Origin of the sequence: Mesorhizobium sp. M0217 (assembly GCF_040321955.1) — a bacterium.
GTDB lineage: Bacteria > Pseudomonadota > Alphaproteobacteria > Rhizobiales > Rhizobiaceae > Mesorhizobium.
The window spans coordinates 18060-36625 of record NZ_JAMYSN010000039.1; the positions used below are offsets into that span (position 1 = coordinate 18060).

Consider the following 18566-nt stretch of genomic DNA (forward strand, 5'->3'; position numbering starts at 1 on the left):
TTGGCCGTTCTGCCGTCCGGTGGACGGCAGCTCAACTTGGTTCGGGTTACTGGTGGCGGTCAGGCGTCGAGATTGGTCAGATGGCGGCTGGCGGCCTCACTGATCTGGTTGATCTCCTGTCCCGACAATTTGATGCGGCCGGCCTGCGCGTTTTCCCTGGCTTGCTGCGGGCTGCGCGCGCCGCAGAGTGAGAAGGTGATGCCGGGCTGCTGCAGCGTCCAGGCGATGACCACCTGCGCCTCGCTGGCGCCGTGCGCCTCGGCACTCGGCTTGATCGCTTCCATCAGCGCTGCCACCTTGCGGCGGTTGGCGAGCGAGAAGCGCGGATTGTCCTTGCGCTGGTCGTCGCCGGTAAAGACGCGGTCGGGACCGATCTTGCCCGAGAGCAGACCGAGCGCCAGGGAGGAATAGCTGAGCACCGACACGTTGTTCCCGGCGCAGAAGGGCAACAGGTCTTGTTCTATGTCGCGCGCAACCATGCTGTATTCCTGCTGGACCGCATCGAGCTGGCCGGCCGCGAGATAGGCCTTCACATCGGCGACGCTGACATTGCTGGCGCCGATGGAGCGGATCTTGCCCTGGGTTTTCAGCCGGTCGAGCGCTTCCATCGTTTCAGCGACCGGCGTCGTCGGATCCTGCCAGTGGGTGATGTAGTGGTCGATGTGGTCGGTGCCGAGACGGCGCAGGCTCTGCTCGACTTCGTAGACGACAGAGTCGGCACCGAGATAGCGATGCACAGGCGCGCCGTCATAGTCGAAGAAGTGGTTGCCCTTTTTCGCGTGCCAGATCAGCCCAAGCTTGGTGGCGAGCACGACCTTGTCGCGGCGGCCCTTGATCGCCTTGCCGACGATTTCCTCGGACAGCCCCTTGCCGTAGGCCGGCGCGGTGTCGATCAGCGAAACGCCTTCGTCGATCGAGGCGCGGATGGTGTCGATGGATTGCGCCTCGTCGGTGCCGCCCCACATCCAGCCGCCAATGGCCCAGGTGCCAAGGCCGATTGCGGAGGCGGATATTCCCGACGCGCCAATGGTGCGCGTCAACATTTCAGGCGACATTGCGTATGCTCCCCGCATTGCTCAGGACTGCATTGGCCGTCTCTTCGTCGACGACCAGTGATTTGAGATAGTTGCCGCGAAGCGCGGCACGGATTGGCCAGACTTTCTCGGCGCCGCTGGCCACCCCCATCACCGACCGGCAGCGACCGAGTTCTGGCGGCGCCAGCGCCACCAGGCGGTCATTGGGCGGATAGTCGGCCAGCGTGCCGTCGTCGCGGATCAGATGCGCAAGGAACTCGCCGACCGCGCCGCTGGCGGCGAGTTTTTCGCGGTCGGGATCGAGGCCGGGGTGGAGGTCGTAGTAGCTCGACCCCGGCGTCTGAATCGAGCCGACGCCGACCAGCGCGATCGCGGCTTTGCGCGCCAGGTCGAAGATTTCGCGCACCGAGGCCATGTCCAGCAGGAGATCGCGCTGCTCGCGGCTTTCGGCAAAGAGCGGCGCGTGCAAGAGCATGCTGGTACCGCCGAGGCGTTCGGCCAGCCGCGTCGCCAGATGGTTGACGTCGGTATAGTGCTTGCCCTGGACGCCGCCGGTCAGCGGCACGACGGTGACGTCGAAGGCGCGCTCGGGCTGCAGGTTTTCGACCAGCGCGCTGATCGCCTTGCCGCCGGTGATGGCAATGACGTCGCCGTCGCGCAAGGTCTCGAGCAACTGGTTGGCCGCCGCGCGTCCCACTTGCTGCAGCGTGCTGTCGGGACTGCCGGCCACGGTCGGCGTCACGATCGCGGCCGCCAGTTGCGCGACCTCGATCAGCTGCTTTTCGATGTCGACAAGGCGCTGGAACGGGCTCTCGACCGCGATCCTCAGCATGCCGAGCTTGCGCCCTTGCGCGATCAGCCGATTGACTTTCGACGCCGAAAGGTTGAGCGCCGCTGCAATGTCGTTCTGCTTCATGCCGTCGACGAAGTGCAGCACCAGAACGGTATGGATCTGCCGGATCGCCTCGAAATCTTCCCTGCCGTCCGCCATCTCAGCCCCGCCGCTTGTTGAAGTAGTAATCGGCGGTGACCGCCGTCAGCAGAATGGACCCGCGGATGATGTCCTGCCAATAGACGGACACGTCGAGCAGAGCGAGCGAGCTTGAAACGACGGAGAGCAGGATGGTGCCGAGGATGGCGCCGAGAATGGTGCCGGAGCCGCCGGTCAGGCTGGCGCCGCCGATCACCGCGGCGGCGATGACGTTTAGTTCCATGCCGGAGCCGAAGGTCGGCTGGGCCGAGCCGAAACGGGCCATGTAGATCACGCCGGCAAAGCCGCACAGGGTCGAGCAGAGCGTCGTCGTCAGGAACACGACCTTCTTGGTGCGGATGCCGGAATAGGCGGCCGCCTTCTCATTGCTGCCGGTGTAGAAGACTTTGCGGAAAATCGTCGTGCGGCGCAGCATGAAGTCGGACAGGATGACGAAGACGATGAAGATAATGATGACGACCGGAATGCCGCCAATGGCGCCCTGGCCGATGAATTTGAACTCGGGCGGCAGTGTGTAGAGCCCGAGCGGCCGGCCGCCGGTGCCAAGCAAGCAGAGCCCGCGCGCGATCACCATTACCGCCAGCGAGACGATGAAGTGGTGCAGTCCCACTCGGGTGACGAAGAAGCCCATGAATCCGCCGATGCCGGCGCATGCAGCGATGGCAACCAGCGATGCCAGCCAAGGGTCGACACCGCCGAGGAACAGCAGGCCGGCAATGACCATGGCGAGTGCGGTGACCGAACCGACCGAAAGGTCGATGCCGCCTGAGATCAGAAGGATCGTCATGCCGACGACGACGATGCCTTCGACCGCGAAGGCCATCGCCATCGCCCGCATGTTGTCCCAGGTCAGGAAGTACGGCGATGCGAACGACATGACCGCAAAGAGCACGGCGATGATGAGGATCAGACCGGTCTCGCGCATCCTGATCAGGCCGCCAAGCCTTTCACCGAACCCGATGCGGGCCGGCGGCGTCACGCTGTCCATGCTTTCCCCCACGATGCTCATGCGGCGCTCCGTTGCCGGCCGTCATCGGCAAGCGATGCCAGGACCATGATGTTTTCTTCGGTCATTTCCGCGCCGGTGACCTCGCCGGTGATGCGTCCCTCGCGTACGATCAGCACCCGGTCGCAGACACCGATCAGTTCCGGCAGTTCCGACGAGATGACCACGATGCCGACGCCGTCGCGCGCCAGCTTGCGCAGGATCCGGTGGATTTCGGCCTTGGCGCCGACATCGACGCCGCGCGTCGGCTCGTCGAGGAAGATCACTTTCGGGTCTACCGACAGCATCTTGGCGATCGCCACCTTCTGTTGGTTGCCACCCGACAGCGTCGAAACCGGCTGGCCGACATGGCCGCACTTCAAGGACAGCTGCCTGCCGATCGTCTCCGCCCGCTGCTTCTCGCGGCGATCGTTGATGAGGCCGAAGCGGCTCGAGATCCGATCCACCGCCAGCGCCGAAATGTTGGCGGCGATCGACATATCGAGGAACAGCCCGTCACCCTTGCGGTCCTCGGAGAGGTAGACGATGCCGGCGGCGATGCTGTCGCCATAATGGGTCAGCGACAGCGGCTTGCCATGCAGGCTGACATTGCCGGTCACCTGACCCTCCAGCCGGCAGACACCCCGAACGATCTCGCTGCGACCGGCGCCGATCAGGCCGCCAATGCCGAGGATTTCGCCCTTGCGCAACTGGAAGCTGATGTCGCGGAAGGTGGTTGCTTCCGAGAGCTTGTTAACCTCGAGCAGGATTTCCTCAGCCCGCTCGTCGTCGCGCAGCTTCTCGGGATAGAGGCTGTCGATGACGCGGCCGACCATGGACGCCACCACCTGTTCGGGCGTCGTCGCCGATATGTCGAGCGTGGTGATGTACCGGCCGTCGCGCAGCACCGTGACGCGGTCGCAATTTTCGAAGATTTCGGCCATGCGGTGCGAGATGTAGATGATGCCGATGCCTACGCCGGCAAGCTGGTGGATGATCTCGAACAGTTTCTTGGCCTCGCGCTCGGTCAGCGCTGCCGTCGGCTCGTCGAAGATGAGGACGCGGCAATCGAGCGTCAGCGCCTTGGCAATCTCGACCAGCTGCTGCTGGGAGATCGACAGGCTCCGCACCATTGCGGTTGGATCGATGTTGCCAAGTCGCGCCAGGATGGCTGTCGCACGTTTCTCGAGGTCGCGGTAATTCATCAGCAGCGCCTTGCTGGCGTTGGTGATCGACATGAAGATGTTTTCGGCCACCGAGACATCGGGGCAGAGCGCGATCTCCTGATGAACGAAGCCGATGCCGAGCTTTTGCGCCGCCAGCGGCGAGGGGATCGAAACGGAGCGGCCGTCGATCTGGATGTCGCCGCTGTCGGGCGGCAGTATGCCGTCGATCACCTTCATCAACGTCGACTTGCCGGCGCCGTTCTCGCCGGCAATGGCGTGGATTTCGCCGGCGCGCAGCTCGAACCCGACATCGCGCAACGCACGGACAGGGCCGAACGATTTGCTGAGGCCGGATATTTTGAGGAGGGCCGGTTTTTCCACGGAGGTTCTCGACTGCTCAGGAAGATGGAGGCAACCGCGCCAAGCGGCGCGGCTGCCCAATGGTCGGATCAGCTGGGATCGCGGCCCTGCATGTACTTGTTCAGGTCGAACGAGTCGGCATTCTCCTTGGTGATGACGGCAAAGCCGTTATCGGCGAAGGGGATGCTCATCGGGTTGTGGCCCGACGTCTTGTAGTCGTTGAACGGGTCGATCAGCTCCGGATGCGCCGCCATGAAGGTGGCGATGAAGCCGAGATAGCCCTGCATGCCCTGGTTAGGGCTCAGCGCCATGTGGATGTTGCCGGCCTTGATCTGCTCCAGCGTCGCCGGGGTGATGTCGGCATGCATGATCAGCACCTTGGCCTTGGCTTCGAGAACGGCCGCGACCGCGCCTTCAGCCGAGCCGGCTTCAGGAATCCACAGTGCCTTGAGGTTCGGGTTGGCCTGCAGCATCGAAGCCACCGCCTTGTTGGCGACATTGGCGTCCTGGTTGGAGGCCTGGCGTCCGACCAGCTTCATCTTCGGATAGTTCTTGGCGAGATAGTCGATGAAGGCGGTGACGCGCAGATCGTGGTTGCTCTGGCCGGGGTTCTCAAGCACGCCATATTCGGCGTCGTCGCCGACCTGCTTGACGATCTCCTCGGCGGCAAACTTGGCTTCCGCCAGATTGTCCGAGGTGATGTAGGAGACGCGCTTGGATTTTGGCGAGTCGGCGGCGAAGGTGACGACGGTGGTGCCGTTCTCGATGGCGCGGTTGATCGGCTCGATGAACGGATCGGCCTGCATCGGGTGCAGCAGCACGCCGGCCGGCTTCTTGATCAGATCCTGTTCGAAGGAAGCGATCTGCTTGGCGATGTCATAGTCCGGCGTGCCCGAAAACACTGTCTTGCAGCCCATCGCCGCAGCCGCCTGCTTGAAGCCCTGATAGACCGGCACCCAATAGGGATGCGCGGAGACCATGACGTTCATCACGTAGGTCTCATCCGGCTTGCACTGAAACTTGCTCTCTGCCGACGCCGGTATCGCCAGGGTCAACGTCATCACAGCGGCGCTCAGCGCGCCCACCAGCCCAATCCTGTTCATTCTCTCCTCCGGGTTCCCCGACGATGAAAGCCTCGTCGCATCAGCTTTGCAAGAAATTTCATAAGATGAAATCTCTGGCGAGATTGAATACGGCGGGATTTGTGGCATGTCAATGATGGCGAACGAAATATCAGTATGTGAAATATCTTGCAGGTGGGGTGGGGTGGATGCGAAGTCGGCGTTATCGCCAAGCGGTGCACCATCAGATGCCCGTGACGAGCGACCTGAACCCAGGACGTCCGATCTCGGCGTCTGGATGATTAGGGGGCCAGCTCTGTTTTCTCATCAGATACAATTCTTGCGTGTTGAAGCAACGCCGGAGTTCTCCTATCGTCGCCGCATTTTCGGGGGAATTCGACATGCCTTTCCTGATTGCTATTCTCGGCGTGCTGGGAGCCGGGGCGTTCTGGTGGTATCGCATGAAGGCCATGAACGAAGCCGCGCGCGAGGTCGCCGACGTCGTCGGCCGCGTCCAGGGCAACATAAGGCGCAAGAAGCTGCGCAAGCAGGCGGCGCTGTCGCCGCTGACGGCGATCGACGATCCGGTGGTGGCGGCGGCAACGCTGATCACCGCACTGGCAGCGGAGCACGGCCCGATGCTTCCGAAGCGTGAAACGGTCATCCGCGAGGTGATCTCGCAGATTGCGGACAACCAGAAGAAGACCGATGAAGCCGTCGTCTACGCCAAATGGGCCGCAGCGCAGATCGACGACACGACGATCGTCATCGACAAGCTGGCGCCCTTCCTGCGCGAGCGCCTCGATCCCCACGAGCGCGAAGATCTGCTGCAGATGCTGGATCGTGTTGCCAAGAGCGGCGAGCAGAGTTTCAAGGTCGCCGACCAACGCATGCTGCGACTGCGGCAGAAGCTGGGGTTTGAGGTCAACTGAGAAACAGCCCGGGCCGCATGTCATTCTGGATAGCGAGCGTGGCAGGATCGGCTGCCGCTTACCTTATCGGCTCTACGCCTGCCGGCTACCTGGCGGGGAAACTGCTTAAGGGCATCGATATCCGGGAGCACGGCTCCAAGTCCACCGGTGCGACAAATGTATTGCGCACACTCGGGAAATGGCCAGCATTGGTGGTGCTTCTGGTGGACGTGCTGAATGGGGCGGCAGCGGTCATCTTTGCCCCGTTGGTTTTGTTTCTGGTCTTCCGCAACGCCGCCGTCGGCAATATCTGATATGCCCGTTTGGGTTCCTTGGGTTCTATGCCTGGCCGGACTCGCTGTTTTGCTTGGGCATAGCCGTTCGATCTGGCTGAATTTCACCGGCGGCAAATCGGCTGCGACGGGGTTGGGTGTTTTGTTGGCGATGTCCTGGCCTGTGGGTCTAGGCGCGGCGACGGCATTTGCCGTGGTGTTGGCAGTTTCCCGAATTGTGTCCCTGAGTTCGATGCTGGCGGCGCTCACCGCGATCGCCCTCGTCGGCGGCATGGAACAACCATTGCCCTACCGGTTGCTGGTCATCGCCGGCGGCATCTACGTGATCGTGCGCCACCGCGCCAACATTGCGCGGCTGATGTCAGGAGCCGAGCCGCGTCTATGACAAAGCGGCACTCATTCCCGGCCTAAATCGCCTCACCCTTGAGCAGCCGTGGTGTGCCGTTGGACAACCCCGACGCCTGGCGGATGAAGAACTCCTTCAGCCTGGGCATCCGTTCGACAAGGCCGAGGCCTATGTCGCGGAGCTGGCGCAGCGGGCCGATGTCGTTGGAAAACAGCCGGTTCAGCACATCTGTGGTGACGCCCATCTGCACCGTGTCGAAGCGGCGCCATTGCTGGTAGCGCTCGAGCACGTCGAGCGCGCCGATATCCTGTCCCAAGCGATCGGCCTCGACCACCACTTCAGCAAGGGCCGCCACATCCTTGAAGCCGAGATTGAGGCCCTGGCCGGCGATCGGGTGGATGCCGTGCGCGGCGTCGCCGGCAAGCGCGATGCGCGGGGCGACAAAGGCGCGCGCGATGGTCAGGCCGAGCGGCCAGGCGCGCGGCTTGTCGGTGACGCGGATTTCGCCGAGCTTCAGGCCGAAGCGCAATTCAAGCTCCTGCTCGAAGACGAGGTCGTCGCCCGAGACCAGCTTTTCGGCATCCTCGGAACGTTCGACCCAGACCAGCGACGAACGGTTGGTGCCGTCCTCGGTCGGCTTGAGCGGCAGCGTTGCAAACGGGCCGGCCGGCAGAAAATGCTCTTCGGCGCGGCCATTGTGCGGGCGCTCATGCGCCACCGTGCAGACGATGCCGGACTGGCCATATTCCCATTTCACCGTCTTGATGCCGGCCATGTCGCGCAATTTGGAATTGACGCCGTCGGCGGCGACCAGCAGCCGCGCCTCAATCGCCGCGCCGTCGGCCAGATGCACGGTGATGCCGGCGCCATTGCCGTCGAACGATGCGACCGCGACACCTTCGATGATGTCGATGCCGAGCTTTTGCGCGCGGCGGCGCAAGGCGCTGTTCAGGTCCTTGTTGGCGACCATGTGGGCGAACGGTTCGCCCGGCGCGACCTCGCCATCGAAGGTGAGAAACACCGGACGCACCGGATCGGCGGTGCGCGAATCGGTGACGATCATCTCGGTGATCGCCTGCGATTGCCCGACGATTTCCTGCCAGACGCCGAGCTGGTCGAGCATGCGGCAGGCGGCGGCGGCGATCGCCGAGGCGCGGCGGTCCTTCTGCCAGACGCCGGCGGGGGCAGCATCAACGACAGCCACGGCGAGGCCCGGCCGCGCCTGTTTCAGCGACACGGCGGCGGCGAGGCCGACATAGCCGGCGCCAGCGACCAGCACGTCGAGCGGGGTTTTTGCGTCCGGGTTGCGGTTCGCCATGTCAATTCCTTTCGAAGTCTCGACCATCCCCGCCCACTGGGGCATTCCGGCCTTGACTGCCCGCCATTCCTGTCGGAAACCGCCATAGCATCTTACGGCGAGGTCACGAAGCATGACGGCGGCCATGGACGAGCTTCTCAGCATTCTCGACCTCGAGCAGCTGGAACACAATCTGTACCGTGGTCGCAGCCCCAAGCTCGACTGGCAGCGCGTTTTCGGCGGCCAGACCATCGCCCAGGCGCTGGTCGCCGCGCAGCGCACCGTCGAGCCCGAGCGCCACGTGCATTCGCTGCACGGCTATTTCATGCGGCCCGGCGACACCAAGGTGCCGATCGTCTACGAGGTCGACCGCATCCGCGATGGCGGCTCCTTCACCACGCGGCGCGTGGTGGCGATCCAGCACGGCCAGGCGATCTTTTCGCTGGAAGCCTCGTTCCAGCAGGACGAGGTTGGCCTTGAGCATCAGCTGCCGATGCCGCGCGACGTGCCGCCGCCCGACAGCCTGTTGTCGCAGCGCGAATTGCTGGGCAAGTTCGGCGAGGCGGTGCCGGACGGCATCAAGCGCTACTGGGAGCGTGACCGGCCGATCGAGATGAAGCCGGTGATGCTGAAGCATTACACCAGCCGCGAAAAGCTGGAGCCGCAGCAGAACATCTGGATCCGCACCACCGGCCCGGTGCCGGCCGACCGCGGCATCCAGGCGGCGGTGCTTGCCTACCTCTCCGACATGACGCTGCTCGACACCTCGACCTTTGCGCACGGCCGCGCCATTTTCGACCGCGACATCCAGGCGGCGAGCCTCGACCATGCGATGTGGTTCCATCGCAGCCATCCGCTCGATGACTGGATCCTGTACACGCAGGACAGCCCGTCGACGCAGGGGTCGCGCGGCTTCACCCGCGGCTCGCTGTTTGCCCGCGACGGCACGCTGATCGCCTCGGTTGCCCAAGAAGGCCTGATCCGGCTGAAGCGGCCGCCTGTGGAATAGGCATTTTCGAAAAATTGCCTACTTTTTAATCAGTGACTGTCCGTTGACAGTGCGCACCGTGGCGCCGGGACTCGAGCGATCCGTTTGTTTACAATGAGTTAACACCCTGCTTCGGCAACTGGCACGGAGCTTGAATCCTGTTGGGCACTCTCCGGGCTTTTTGGGATCGGTGAAGGTGTGCAAACGCGGGGGACCGCAACAGCAAAGGGTGAAACCTTATGAAAATCGTGATGGCAATCATCAAGCCGTTCAAGCTCGACGAGGTGCGCGAAGCGCTCACCGCCGTCGGCATCCAGGGCCTGACCGTCACCGAAGTCAAAGGCTACGGGCGTCAGAAGGGACACACGGAAATCTATCGCGGGGCGGAATACGCGGTCAGTTTCCTGCCGAAAATCAAGATCGAAGTCGCGGTTAGCACAGACCTGGTCGACAAGGCCGTCGAAGCCATCACGGCGGCGGCCAAGACCGGCCAGATCGGCGACGGCAAGATCTTCGTCTTCGGCATCGATCAGGCGGTGCGCATCCGTACCGGCGAAACAGACACCGACGCACTTTGAGCGGCGAACACGTATTCCAATGGAGAGTTCAATGAATATACCTTCCACCTTGAAGTCAGTGGCGCGCTCCGCGCTGCTGGGCTCCTTAGCGCTCGGAGCATTGGGCACGGTTGCTGCCTTCGCGCAGGAGGCGGCTCCCGCCGTCGCGGCGGCAGCGCCAGCAGCGCCGGCTTTTACCGTCGACAAGGGCGACACCACGTGGATGATGATTTCCACCGTGCTGGTGCTGTTGATGACCATTCCCGGCCTTGCGCTTTTCTACGGCGGCCTGGTTCGTACCAAGAACATGCTGTCGGTGCTGATGCAGGTCTTCACCATCACCAGCGTGGTCATGATCATCTGGGTCTTCTACGGCTACAGCCTCGCCTTCACCCCGGGCAACGCCTTCGTCGGCGGCCTTTCGAAGATGTTTCTCTCCGGCGTCAACGTATCGACGCTTTCGGAAACCTTCAGCAAGGGCGTCGCCATTCCTGAACTGGTGTTCGTCGTCTTCCAGATGACCTTCGCCTGCATCACGCCCGCCCTGATCGTCGGCGCATTCGCCGAACGCGTCAAATTCTCCGCCTTGATCCTTTTCGTTATCCTATGGGTGACGTTAATCTACTTCCCGATCGCGCACATGGTCTGGTTCTGGGGCGGCCCGAGCGCCTATGCCGACCCGTCCGGCCTGATCTTCAGCTTCGGCGCCATCGACTTCGCCGGCGGCACGGTCGTTCACATCAATGCGGGCATTGCCGGTCTCGTCGGCGCGCTGATGATCGGCAAGCGCATCGGCTACAAGAAGGACATCATGGCGCCGCACTCGATGACGCTGACCATGGTCGGCGCTTCATTGCTGTGGGTCGGCTGGTTCGGCTTCAACGCCGGTTCGAACCTCGAAGCGAACGCCTATGCGGTGCTGGCGATGATCAACACCTTCGTCGCCACGGCGGCGGCGGCAGTGGCCTGGATCGTGCTTGAATCGCTGCTGCGCGGCAAAGCCTCCATGCTCGGCGCTGTTTCGGGCGCGGTCACCGGCCTCGTCGCGATTACGCCGGCTGCAGGTTTTGCCGGCCCGATGGGCGCTATCGTGCTTGGCATCGTTGCCACCTTCGTCTGCTACTTCTTCGTCTCGGTGGTGAAGAACACGTTCGACTATGATGACAGCCTCGATGTCTTCGGCGTCCACTGCGTCGGTGGCATCATCGGTGCGCTAGGCACTGGCATTCTGGTCAATCCCGCCCTCGGCGGCGCCGGCATCGTCGACTATTCGACGGCCGACTTCGCCGCCGGCTATGCCGGCACGGCCACGCAGCTGCTGGCGCAGGGCAAAGGCGTCCTGGTAACCCTGCTGTGGTCGGGCATCGGCAGCGCAATCCTCTACAAGGTCGTCGACTTGATCATCGGTCTGCGTCCGACAGCCGACGCCGAGCGCGAAGGCCTCGACCTGACTTCGCATGGCGAAGCGGCCTACCACTCGTAAGCCTTGCGGGGCGGCCTCGGCCGCCCCGCATTCTCCCATCCCGTCGTGACGCTCCCGAAAGGAGTTCACGCTTTGAGGCCCGGGTCATTCCGGGCCTCTCTTTTTGGCAACCGTGCTGGCAGGCCTCGGTCCCTGCGCAATCACGTTCTAGTGATGGCCGCCGGCGGGGAGACGTCGACCGGATTGGTTCCGAACTGTTGAGACTGCCTACAGTGGAGTGAGCAAGATCGTGGCTCTGGGTGCGTATAGTTAATGCGGCCTTAACCTTCCCCCCGATAGTTTGACATCCGAATCTGCCGGAGTGCGTCATGCGCCCGGCCAGTCCATGACAGACGGGGAACGAAGCATGCGTTCAGGGGCTTCAGCACCGCTCGCGCTGACCGATACGGGGCACGGCATCCAGGCATTCGCGCGGCGCCAGGTCGGGCGGCTGGTCGGCGCCGGCCTGTTTGCGCTGGTCGCCTTTGGCGTCGCGGCGCTGGCGACCTGGAACGTCGCCGATCCCAGCTTCTCGCACGCCACCGACAACATCGTCACCAACGCCATGGGCTATGCGGGCGCGGTATTCTCCGACCTCGCCATGCAGTTCTTCGGCCTTGCCGCGGTTGCCGCCCTGGTGCCGGCGGTGATCTGGGGCTTTCTCCTGTTTTCGGCGCGCGGCGTCGACAGGCTGCCGAAGCGCGGCCTTGCCTGGTTCGGCTTCGCGCTGCTCGCGGCGGCGATGGCCGGCTGCGTGGTGCCGCCCAAGACGTGGCCGTTGCCGACCGGCCTCGGTGGCGTGTTCGGCGACATGGTGCTCAATATTCCGGGCCTGGTCATTGGCGGCTACCCGACCGGCATCGTTGCCAGCATCATTGCCATGGTGCTCATTGCGCCGGCGCTGTGGCTGTTTGCCTATGGCTCGGCGCTGATTGCGCGCAAGAACGGCTTTGCCGTCATGGAGCGCACCGCGGAGCCCGATCCCCGAGAGGACGACCTGCTCTTCGACGAAGACGAGGACGAGGGCGACGAGGGGATACTGGCGCTCGGCGCCGTTACCCACTGGTGGCTGTCTTTCCGCGCCTGGATGCATCGCCGGGCTGTGCGCCGCCAGCAGGAGCGCGACGAGTTCGAGCCGGAGATGGAGCAGCGCTCCACCGCATGGCGCCGCGCCGCCGAACGGGTCGAATCGGCGGAATTCGCCGAAGCGCGGATGAGCCCGGATGGCCGCGCCCGCGTCGAGCCGGAGTTCTTCGCCGCCATGGTCAATGACCGCAGCGTTTCCGTCGATCCGGACGATGACGACGTCCTCGATGCCGGTTTCGACAATGGCGACGAGGAGGTCGAACTCGACGACGAGCCGGTCCAGCGCCGTGCCGCGACGAACGCCAAGGTGCAGAACTTCCGCTCCGATGCAGCGACCCGCGTCGCCGCACCTGCGCCGCGTCCCGCTCCCGGCGCGCGCGTCCAGCGCGAGGCGCAGACCTCGCTGATCGGCTCGGAAACATTCGAAATGCCGTCGCTGCATTTCCTGTCGGAGCCGAAGAACGTGGTGCGCGACGCCAGCCTGTCCAAGGACGCGCTGGAGCAGAATGCGCGCCTGCTCGAAGGCGTTCTGGAGGATTTCGGCGTCAAGGGCGAGATTATCGCGGTACGGCCCGGCCCGGTGGTCACGCTCTATGAGTTGGAGCCGGCGCCCGGCATCAAATCGTCGCGCGTCATCGGCCTGTCCGACGACATCGCCCGCTCGATGAGCGCGATTGCCTGCCGCGTCGCCGTGGTGCCCGGCCGCAACGCCATCGGCATCGAATTGCCGAATGCCAAGCGCGAGACCGTCTATCTCCGGGAGATCCTGGCCAGCCGCGATTTCGAGACGACCAAGTCCAAGCTGGCGCTGGCGCTGGGCAAGACCATCAATGGCGAGGCGGTGATCGTCGACATCGCCAAGATGCCGCATGTGCTGGTCGCAGGCACCACCGGCTCCGGCAAGTCCGTCGCCATCAACACCATGATCCTGTCGCTGCTCTACAAGCTGACGCCGCAGGACTGCCGGCTGATCATGATCGACCCGAAGATGCTCGAACTTTCCGTCTATGACGGCATCCCGCACCTTCTGACGCCGGTGGTCACCGACCCGAAGAAGGCCGTGGTGGCGTTGAAGTGGACGGTGCGCGAGATGGAGGACCGCTACCGCAAGATGTCCAAGGTCGGGGTGCGCAACATCGACGGCTTCAACGCGCGCGTGCAGTTGGCTGAAAAGAAGGGCGAAAAAATCTCGCGCACCGTGCAGACCGGCTTCGACCGCCAGACCGGCGAGGCGATCTACGAGACCGAGAACCTCGATCTTGAGCCGATGCCCTACATCGTCGTCATCATCGACGAGATGGCCGATTTGATGATGGTAGCCGGCAAGGACATCGAAGGCGCGGTGCAGCGCCTGGCACAGATGGCGCGCGCGGCCGGCATCCATGTAATCATGGCGACGCAGCGTCCGTCGGTCGACGTCATCACCGGCACCATCAAGGCCAATTTCCCGACCCGTATCTCCTTTCAGGTGACGTCGAAGATCGACAGCCGCACCATTCTGGGCGAGCAGGGCGCCGAGCAGCTGCTCGGCATGGGCGACATGCTGTACATGGCCGGCGGCGGCCGCATCCAGCGCGTGCACGGCCCGTTCGTCGCCGACGACGAGGTCGAGAAGATCGTCGCCCATCTGAAGCTGCAGGGCGTGCCCGAATATCTCGACGCCATCACCGAGGATGACGGCGAGGACGATGACGAGCCGTCGGGCAGGGGCGGCGCTGGTGGTGGCGGCAACAGCAATTTCGAGGATTCCGACGATCCCTACGACCAGGCGGTCTCGGTCGTGCTGCGCGACGGCAAGGCGTCGACCAGCTATATCCAGCGCCGGCTCGGCATCGGCTACAACCGCGCCGCCTCGATCATCGAGAAGATGGAGAAGGAAGGCATTGTCGGCCCGGCCAACCATGCCGGCAAACGCGAAATCCTGGTGCCGACCGAGGACGACAAGTTCTGATCAGCCGATACGGCCCGGCGGCAACCTTGAACCTTTTGGCGCGTTACAGCGACTGAGCGCTGTCCGGCCCGCCAAACTTAAGTCTAACTGGGGGTCCACGGACTGCAACGAGACACACACCACACGAGAGTGACCGGCATGAAAAACGATCTTTCCGCGATCAGCGATTTCGCTCCAAACCGTCGCCAGTTGCTCGGCCTTGGCCTGATGCTTGCCGGCGCCGCGGCCATCAACGTCGTGCCGGGGTTCCAGCTCCTGGCCTCGGCGCAGGCGGCGGTGCCGCCGACGGCGCAAAAGATCGCCGACCATTTCTCCTCGGTCAAATCGATGAGCGGCGAGTTCGTCCAGTTCGGCCCCAACAACCAGCAGACCGGCGGCAAGTTCTTCCTTGAGCGGCCAGGCAAGATTCGCTTCAACTATGACGGCAAGTCGAATTTCCGGGTGATTTCCGACGGCAAGTCGGTGGTCATCCTCAACAAGCGGCTGAAAACGTCCGATCTCTATCCGTTGTCGAAGACGCCGCTGAAGCTGTTGCTCGACACCAAGATCGACCTCTCGGGGGGCCGCGTGAAATCGATCAAGGAAGAGAGCGACCTCACCACCATCCAGCTTGCCGACAAGTCGGTGTTCGGCAATTCGAAGATCACTATGATGTTCGATCCGAAATCCTATGATCTGCGCCAGTGGACCATCACCGACGCGCAGGGCAAGGACACCACGGTGATGATCTACAACACCAAGGAAGGCGTCAGCTTCCCTGCGGATACGTTCGCCATCGACTATACGGCGAACCGCGAGCTGAACACCAACCACCGCTAGATCCGGTCAGGCCGGCCTGCAAATGGCGATCTCCTGCGCTTCCGGCGCTCACGTGGTTTAAGTACGCTCCGCTCCGGTTCTCGGAGACCACCATTTTCGACTCGGCCTGACCTGAATCAGGGCCGCCGCCCGCAAAGGCTGGCTTGTGTTTGTAGCGCTCGGCTGGCAGTAGATCGGCGACCTTGTTCGGATCGCCGCATGCCCTTCTCCATCGCCACCTGGAACATCAATTCCGTGCGCCTGCGCATGCCGATCGTCGAGCGGCTCCTGACGGAGCAGGCGCCCGATGTGCTTTGCCTGCAGGAGACGAAGGTTCCCGACGAGCTGTTTCCGGAAAAGGCGTTCCGCAAGGCCGGCTACGAGCACATCGCATTCCATGGCCAGAAGGGCTATCACGGCGTTGCGACGGTGGCGCGGCGGCCGATCGAGATTGTCGAGAAACGGCGCTTCTGCGAGATCGATGACAGCCGGCATCTGTCGGTCAAGGTGCAGGCCGGCGGCAAGGCAATCCTGGTCCACAATTTCTACGTGCCGGCCGGCGGCGACGAGCCCGATCCGGAGATCAACCGCAAGTTCCGCCACAAGCTCGATTTCGTTGCCGAGATGAACGCCATCCGCGCCGCGCATGACGAGGTGTCGGCCTCGATCCTGGTCGGCGACCTCAACATCGCTCCGCAGGAGCACGATGTCTGGTCGCACAAGCAATTGCTCAACGTCGTCAGCCACACGCCGGTCGAGACGCAAAATTTCGACGCGATGCGGATCGCCGGCGACTGGGTCGACCTGATGCGGCTCGACGTGCCGCCAGAGCAGAAGCTCTACACCTGGTGGAGCTATCGCGCGCGGGACTGGGAAGCCTCGAACCGCGGCCGCCGGCTCGACCATGTCTGGTCGTCACCGAACCTGGTGCCGAGCTTTGCCGGCTATGAGATCCTGCGAGAGGCGCGTGGCTGGGAGCGGCCCTCGGACCATGTGCCGGTGATTGCGCGGTTCGACCTGGATTAGGCGGGCCGATATTCAGGTGAGGCCGGCCTGCAAATGGCCGATACCTGCGCTTCCGGTGCTCGCGTACTTTGAGTACGCTCCGCTCCGGTTCTCGGTATCAGCCATTTTCGACTCGGCCTGACCTGAATCTCGACACACCCAAGCGTGAGCGCGGTCGCGGGGACCTACCCGCCAAACCTTGGCGCCAGCTTCTCGATGCGGGCGATCATGGCCTGGAAATCATCGAGGATGCGCTGGTGCAGTTTCACCGCCACCTCGGGATATTCCTCCAGGATGCGGCGAAACATCTTGCGGCTCAACCTTATCACTTCCGAATCGGTCTCGGCCGAGGCGCTGGTCAGCCGTCTTGAGTCGGCGATCAGCGCCAGTTCGCTGAGGATCGTGCCGGGGCCGGCGGTGCCGATCGGGATGCGGTCGCCATCCTGCTCCCGGTAGAGCACGATGCGGCCACTGACCACGATATAGGCCGAGTCGGCTTCGTCATCCTCGCGGTACAGCTTGCGGTCGGCCTGCAGATGGGTGGCTTCGGCGCCGAAGGCGAGCAGGCGCAGCTGTTCCTGCGTGAAACCCTCAAAGAGCTTCACGGCGGACAGGATGCGGATGTCGTCATCCAGCGCCATCTCTAGCTGCGTCCCCGAACGGTCAGTCCAATCCCTCCCTTAGAGCGCCGCGTGTCCAATTGAACGCGCAAAGGACGCTCTAACACTTCAATCTGCGCAGCGGGCCGATCCAGGCTCCCCCAGCCGGATCCTCCCCGAAACAGTCCCGCCCCGACCGCTTATTGAACAATGAAAAGTTTAAGGAACCAGCTTGTAGCCGCCGCTTTCTGTCACAAGAATTTCAGCATTGGAAGGATCGCGCTCGATCTTCTGGCGCAGCCGGTAGACGTGAGTTTCGAGCGTGTGCGTTGTGACGCCGGAATTGTAGCCCCACACTTCCTCGAGCAGGACGTCGCGCGTCACCACCTTCTGGTCGGCTCGATAGAGATATTTGATGATCGAGGCTTCCTTCTCGGTCAGCCGCACCTTGCCGCCGCGCTGGTCGATCAGAAGCTTCTGGCTGGGCTTGAACGTGTAGGGCCCGACCGAAAAGGTGGCGTCTTCGCTCTGCTCGTGCTGGCGCAGTTGTGCGCGTATGCGGGCGAGCAGCACGGCGAAGCGGAACGGCTTGGTGACATAGTCGTTGGCGCCGGCCTCGAGGCCCAGAATTGTGTCGGAATCGGTATCGTGGCCGGTCAGCATGATGATCGGCGCCTTGTAGCCGCCCTTGCGCAGGATCTTCACCGCCTCGCGGCCATCCATGTCGGGCAGCCCGACGTCCATGATGAGCAGGTCGATGAGCCCGCCGCGCGCCGCGGCGACGCCTTTGGCGGCGGTCGCTTCCTGCAAGACGTCGAATTCTTCGTAAAGGGCCAGTTGCTCGACGAGGGTTCCGCGCAGGTCGTCATCGTCGTCAACGATCAGAATGGTACGTGATGTCATGGATCAATCCATTGTTTTGAAAAGAATTTTCAGTTGACCGCCCCCCATTTATGCGGAAGCTGACCGGCGCAACAGTCCGATCACAGTGATTTGTTCCGTGACACGATCATACAAGAAAAAACGCGATCGCAATGCAGCCGGCGCAATTTTGCCGAAAGGGCTGCGTGTGCTGGTGGTTCGGGCGAGGCCGGGCAACCCCAGCCAGGGGATATTGCAGGCCGGCAGCAAGGTGTTTGCCTGCGCGCTCGGACGCGGCGGCATCTCAGCCAACAAGCGCGAAGGCGACGGTGCGACGCCGCTTGGCGAGATGCGGATTTTGTCAGGATATTTTCGGGGCGATCATTTCGCGGCCGGCCGCAAAACCCGGCTGGCGATGGCGCCGATCGGCGCCGATCTCGGCTGGTGCGAGGTGCCGGACGACCGCAACTACAACCGGCCGGTGAAAATCCCCTATGGCGCCAGCCATGAGCGAATGCGGCGCGACGACCGCCTCTATGACGCCTGCCTGGTGCTCGACTGGAACATGGCGCCGCGCCGGCGCGGCCGCGGCAGCGCCATCTTCTTCCATCTGGCGCGCCCAGGCTTCACACCGACGCAAGGCTGCGTGGCGGTGACAGCGCGGACAATGGCGCGGCTGTTGCCGCTGGTGTCGGACCGGACGGTGGTGAGGGTGGTGAGGTAGGGAGTAGGGAGTAGGGAGTAGGGAGTAGGGAGTAGGGAGTAGGGTGTAGGGTGAAGGGAGTAGGGAGTAGGGTTCTGGGTCGAGGCTTTTG

The 18566-nt window shown here is 63.4% G+C and carries 16 protein-coding genes and 1 pseudogene; 9 read left to right on the top strand and 8 right to left on the bottom strand.

Annotated elements, in window-relative coordinates; translation table 11 throughout:
• Window positions 1–59: 59 nt before the first annotated feature.
• From NKJ18_RS30850 to NKJ18_RS30870, 5 genes are all read right to left on the bottom strand, one after another.
• Complete coding sequence (locus NKJ18_RS30850; protein WP_352761301.1) at window positions 60–1055, bottom strand: aldo/keto reductase; 996 nt, start codon at window positions 1053–1055, stop codon at window positions 60–62.
• Window positions 1045–2025, bottom strand: a complete 981-nt coding sequence (locus tag NKJ18_RS30855; protein WP_352520774.1) for a sugar-binding transcriptional regulator — start codon at window positions 2023–2025, stop codon at window positions 1045–1047. Before NKJ18_RS30855 ends, NKJ18_RS30850 begins: the two co-directional genes overlap by 11 nt.
• A 1-nt stretch (window position 2026) precedes the next feature.
• On the bottom strand, window positions 2027–3013 hold the full coding sequence (locus NKJ18_RS30860) for an ABC transporter permease (RefSeq protein WP_352761309.1): 987 nt from the start codon (window positions 3011–3013) through the stop codon (window positions 2027–2029).
• A 17-nt stretch (window positions 3014–3030) separates the two neighbouring features.
• Window positions 3031–4557, bottom strand: coding sequence for a sugar ABC transporter ATP-binding protein (locus NKJ18_RS30865; RefSeq protein ID WP_023736787.1), 1527 nt, complete (start codon window positions 4555–4557; stop codon window positions 3031–3033).
• 68 nt (window positions 4558–4625) lie between these two features.
• Window positions 4626–5597 (bottom strand): substrate-binding domain-containing protein, encoded by a 972-nt coding sequence (locus tag NKJ18_RS30870; RefSeq protein ID WP_352761311.1) that lies wholly within the window; start codon window positions 5595–5597, stop codon window positions 4626–4628.
• Between the two features lie 401 nt (window positions 5598–5998).
• Here NKJ18_RS30870 and NKJ18_RS30875 point away from each other — a divergent pair, with 401 nt between their 5' ends.
• The gene (locus NKJ18_RS30875) at window positions 5999–6529 is read left to right on the top strand and encodes a hypothetical protein (protein WP_352761304.1); all 531 of its coding nucleotides are present in this window, start codon (window positions 5999–6001) and stop codon (window positions 6527–6529) included.
• A 17-nt stretch (window positions 6530–6546) separates the two neighbouring features.
• Window positions 6547–7186: pseudogene (gene plsY, locus NKJ18_RS30880) on the top strand (glycerol-3-phosphate 1-O-acyltransferase PlsY).
• A gap of 22 nt (window positions 7187–7208) precedes the next feature.
• Here plsY and NKJ18_RS30885 read toward each other — a convergent pair.
• The gene (locus NKJ18_RS30885; protein WP_023726060.1) at window positions 7209–8465 is read right to left on the bottom strand and encodes a ubiquinone biosynthesis hydroxylase; all 1257 of its coding nucleotides are present in this window, start codon (window positions 8463–8465) and stop codon (window positions 7209–7211) included.
• A gap of 112 nt (window positions 8466–8577) precedes the next feature.
• Between NKJ18_RS30885 and tesB the strand changes: the two genes are divergently transcribed.
• The 6 genes from tesB (at window position 8578) to xth (ending at window position 16312) form a co-directional block, all read left to right on the top strand.
• Window positions 8578–9453 (top strand): acyl-CoA thioesterase II, encoded by an 876-nt coding sequence (tesB, locus tag NKJ18_RS30890; protein WP_352761306.1) that lies wholly within the window; start codon window positions 8578–8580, stop codon window positions 9451–9453.
• Window positions 9454–9671: 218 nt separating this feature from the next.
• Window positions 9672–10010, top strand: coding sequence for a P-II family nitrogen regulator (locus NKJ18_RS30895; RefSeq protein WP_023670499.1), 339 nt, complete (start codon window positions 9672–9674; stop codon window positions 10008–10010).
• Between the two features lie 13 nt (window positions 10011–10023).
• Window positions 10024–11472 (top strand): ammonium transporter, encoded by a 1449-nt coding sequence (locus NKJ18_RS30900; RefSeq protein ID WP_373420142.1) that lies wholly within the window; start codon window positions 10024–10026, stop codon window positions 11470–11472.
• Between the two features lie 346 nt (window positions 11473–11818).
• Complete coding sequence (locus NKJ18_RS30905; protein ID WP_352761307.1) at window positions 11819–14488, top strand: DNA translocase FtsK; 2670 nt, start codon at window positions 11819–11821, stop codon at window positions 14486–14488.
• A 138-nt stretch (window positions 14489–14626) separates the two neighbouring features.
• Complete coding sequence (locus NKJ18_RS30910) at window positions 14627–15307, top strand: outer-membrane lipoprotein carrier protein LolA (RefSeq protein ID WP_023683897.1); 681 nt, start codon at window positions 14627–14629, stop codon at window positions 15305–15307.
• A 198-nt stretch (window positions 15308–15505) separates the two neighbouring features.
• The gene (gene xth, locus NKJ18_RS30915) at window positions 15506–16312 is read left to right on the top strand and encodes an exodeoxyribonuclease III (protein WP_023670495.1); all 807 of its coding nucleotides are present in this window, start codon (window positions 15506–15508) and stop codon (window positions 16310–16312) included.
• Between the two features lie 164 nt (window positions 16313–16476).
• Here xth and NKJ18_RS30920 read toward each other — a convergent pair whose 3' ends face one another.
• Both NKJ18_RS30920 and NKJ18_RS30925 read right to left on the bottom strand, forming a co-directional pair.
• A complete protein-coding gene (locus NKJ18_RS30920; protein ID WP_023730228.1) occupies window positions 16477–16932 on the bottom strand; it encodes a cyclic nucleotide-binding domain-containing protein in 456 nt (151 codons plus the stop codon).
• 177 nt (window positions 16933–17109) lie between these two features.
• Window positions 17110–17793: a response regulator transcription factor gene (locus tag NKJ18_RS30925; protein ID WP_023670493.1), complete on the bottom strand. Its 684-nt coding sequence runs from the start codon at window positions 17791–17793 to the stop codon at window positions 17110–17112.
• A gap of 145 nt (window positions 17794–17938) precedes the next feature.
• Here NKJ18_RS30925 and NKJ18_RS30930 point away from each other — a divergent pair, with 145 nt between their 5' ends.
• A complete protein-coding gene (locus NKJ18_RS30930; RefSeq protein ID WP_196813612.1) occupies window positions 17939–18475 on the top strand; it encodes a L,D-transpeptidase family protein in 537 nt (178 codons plus the stop codon).
• Window positions 18476–18566 lie beyond the last annotated feature (91 nt).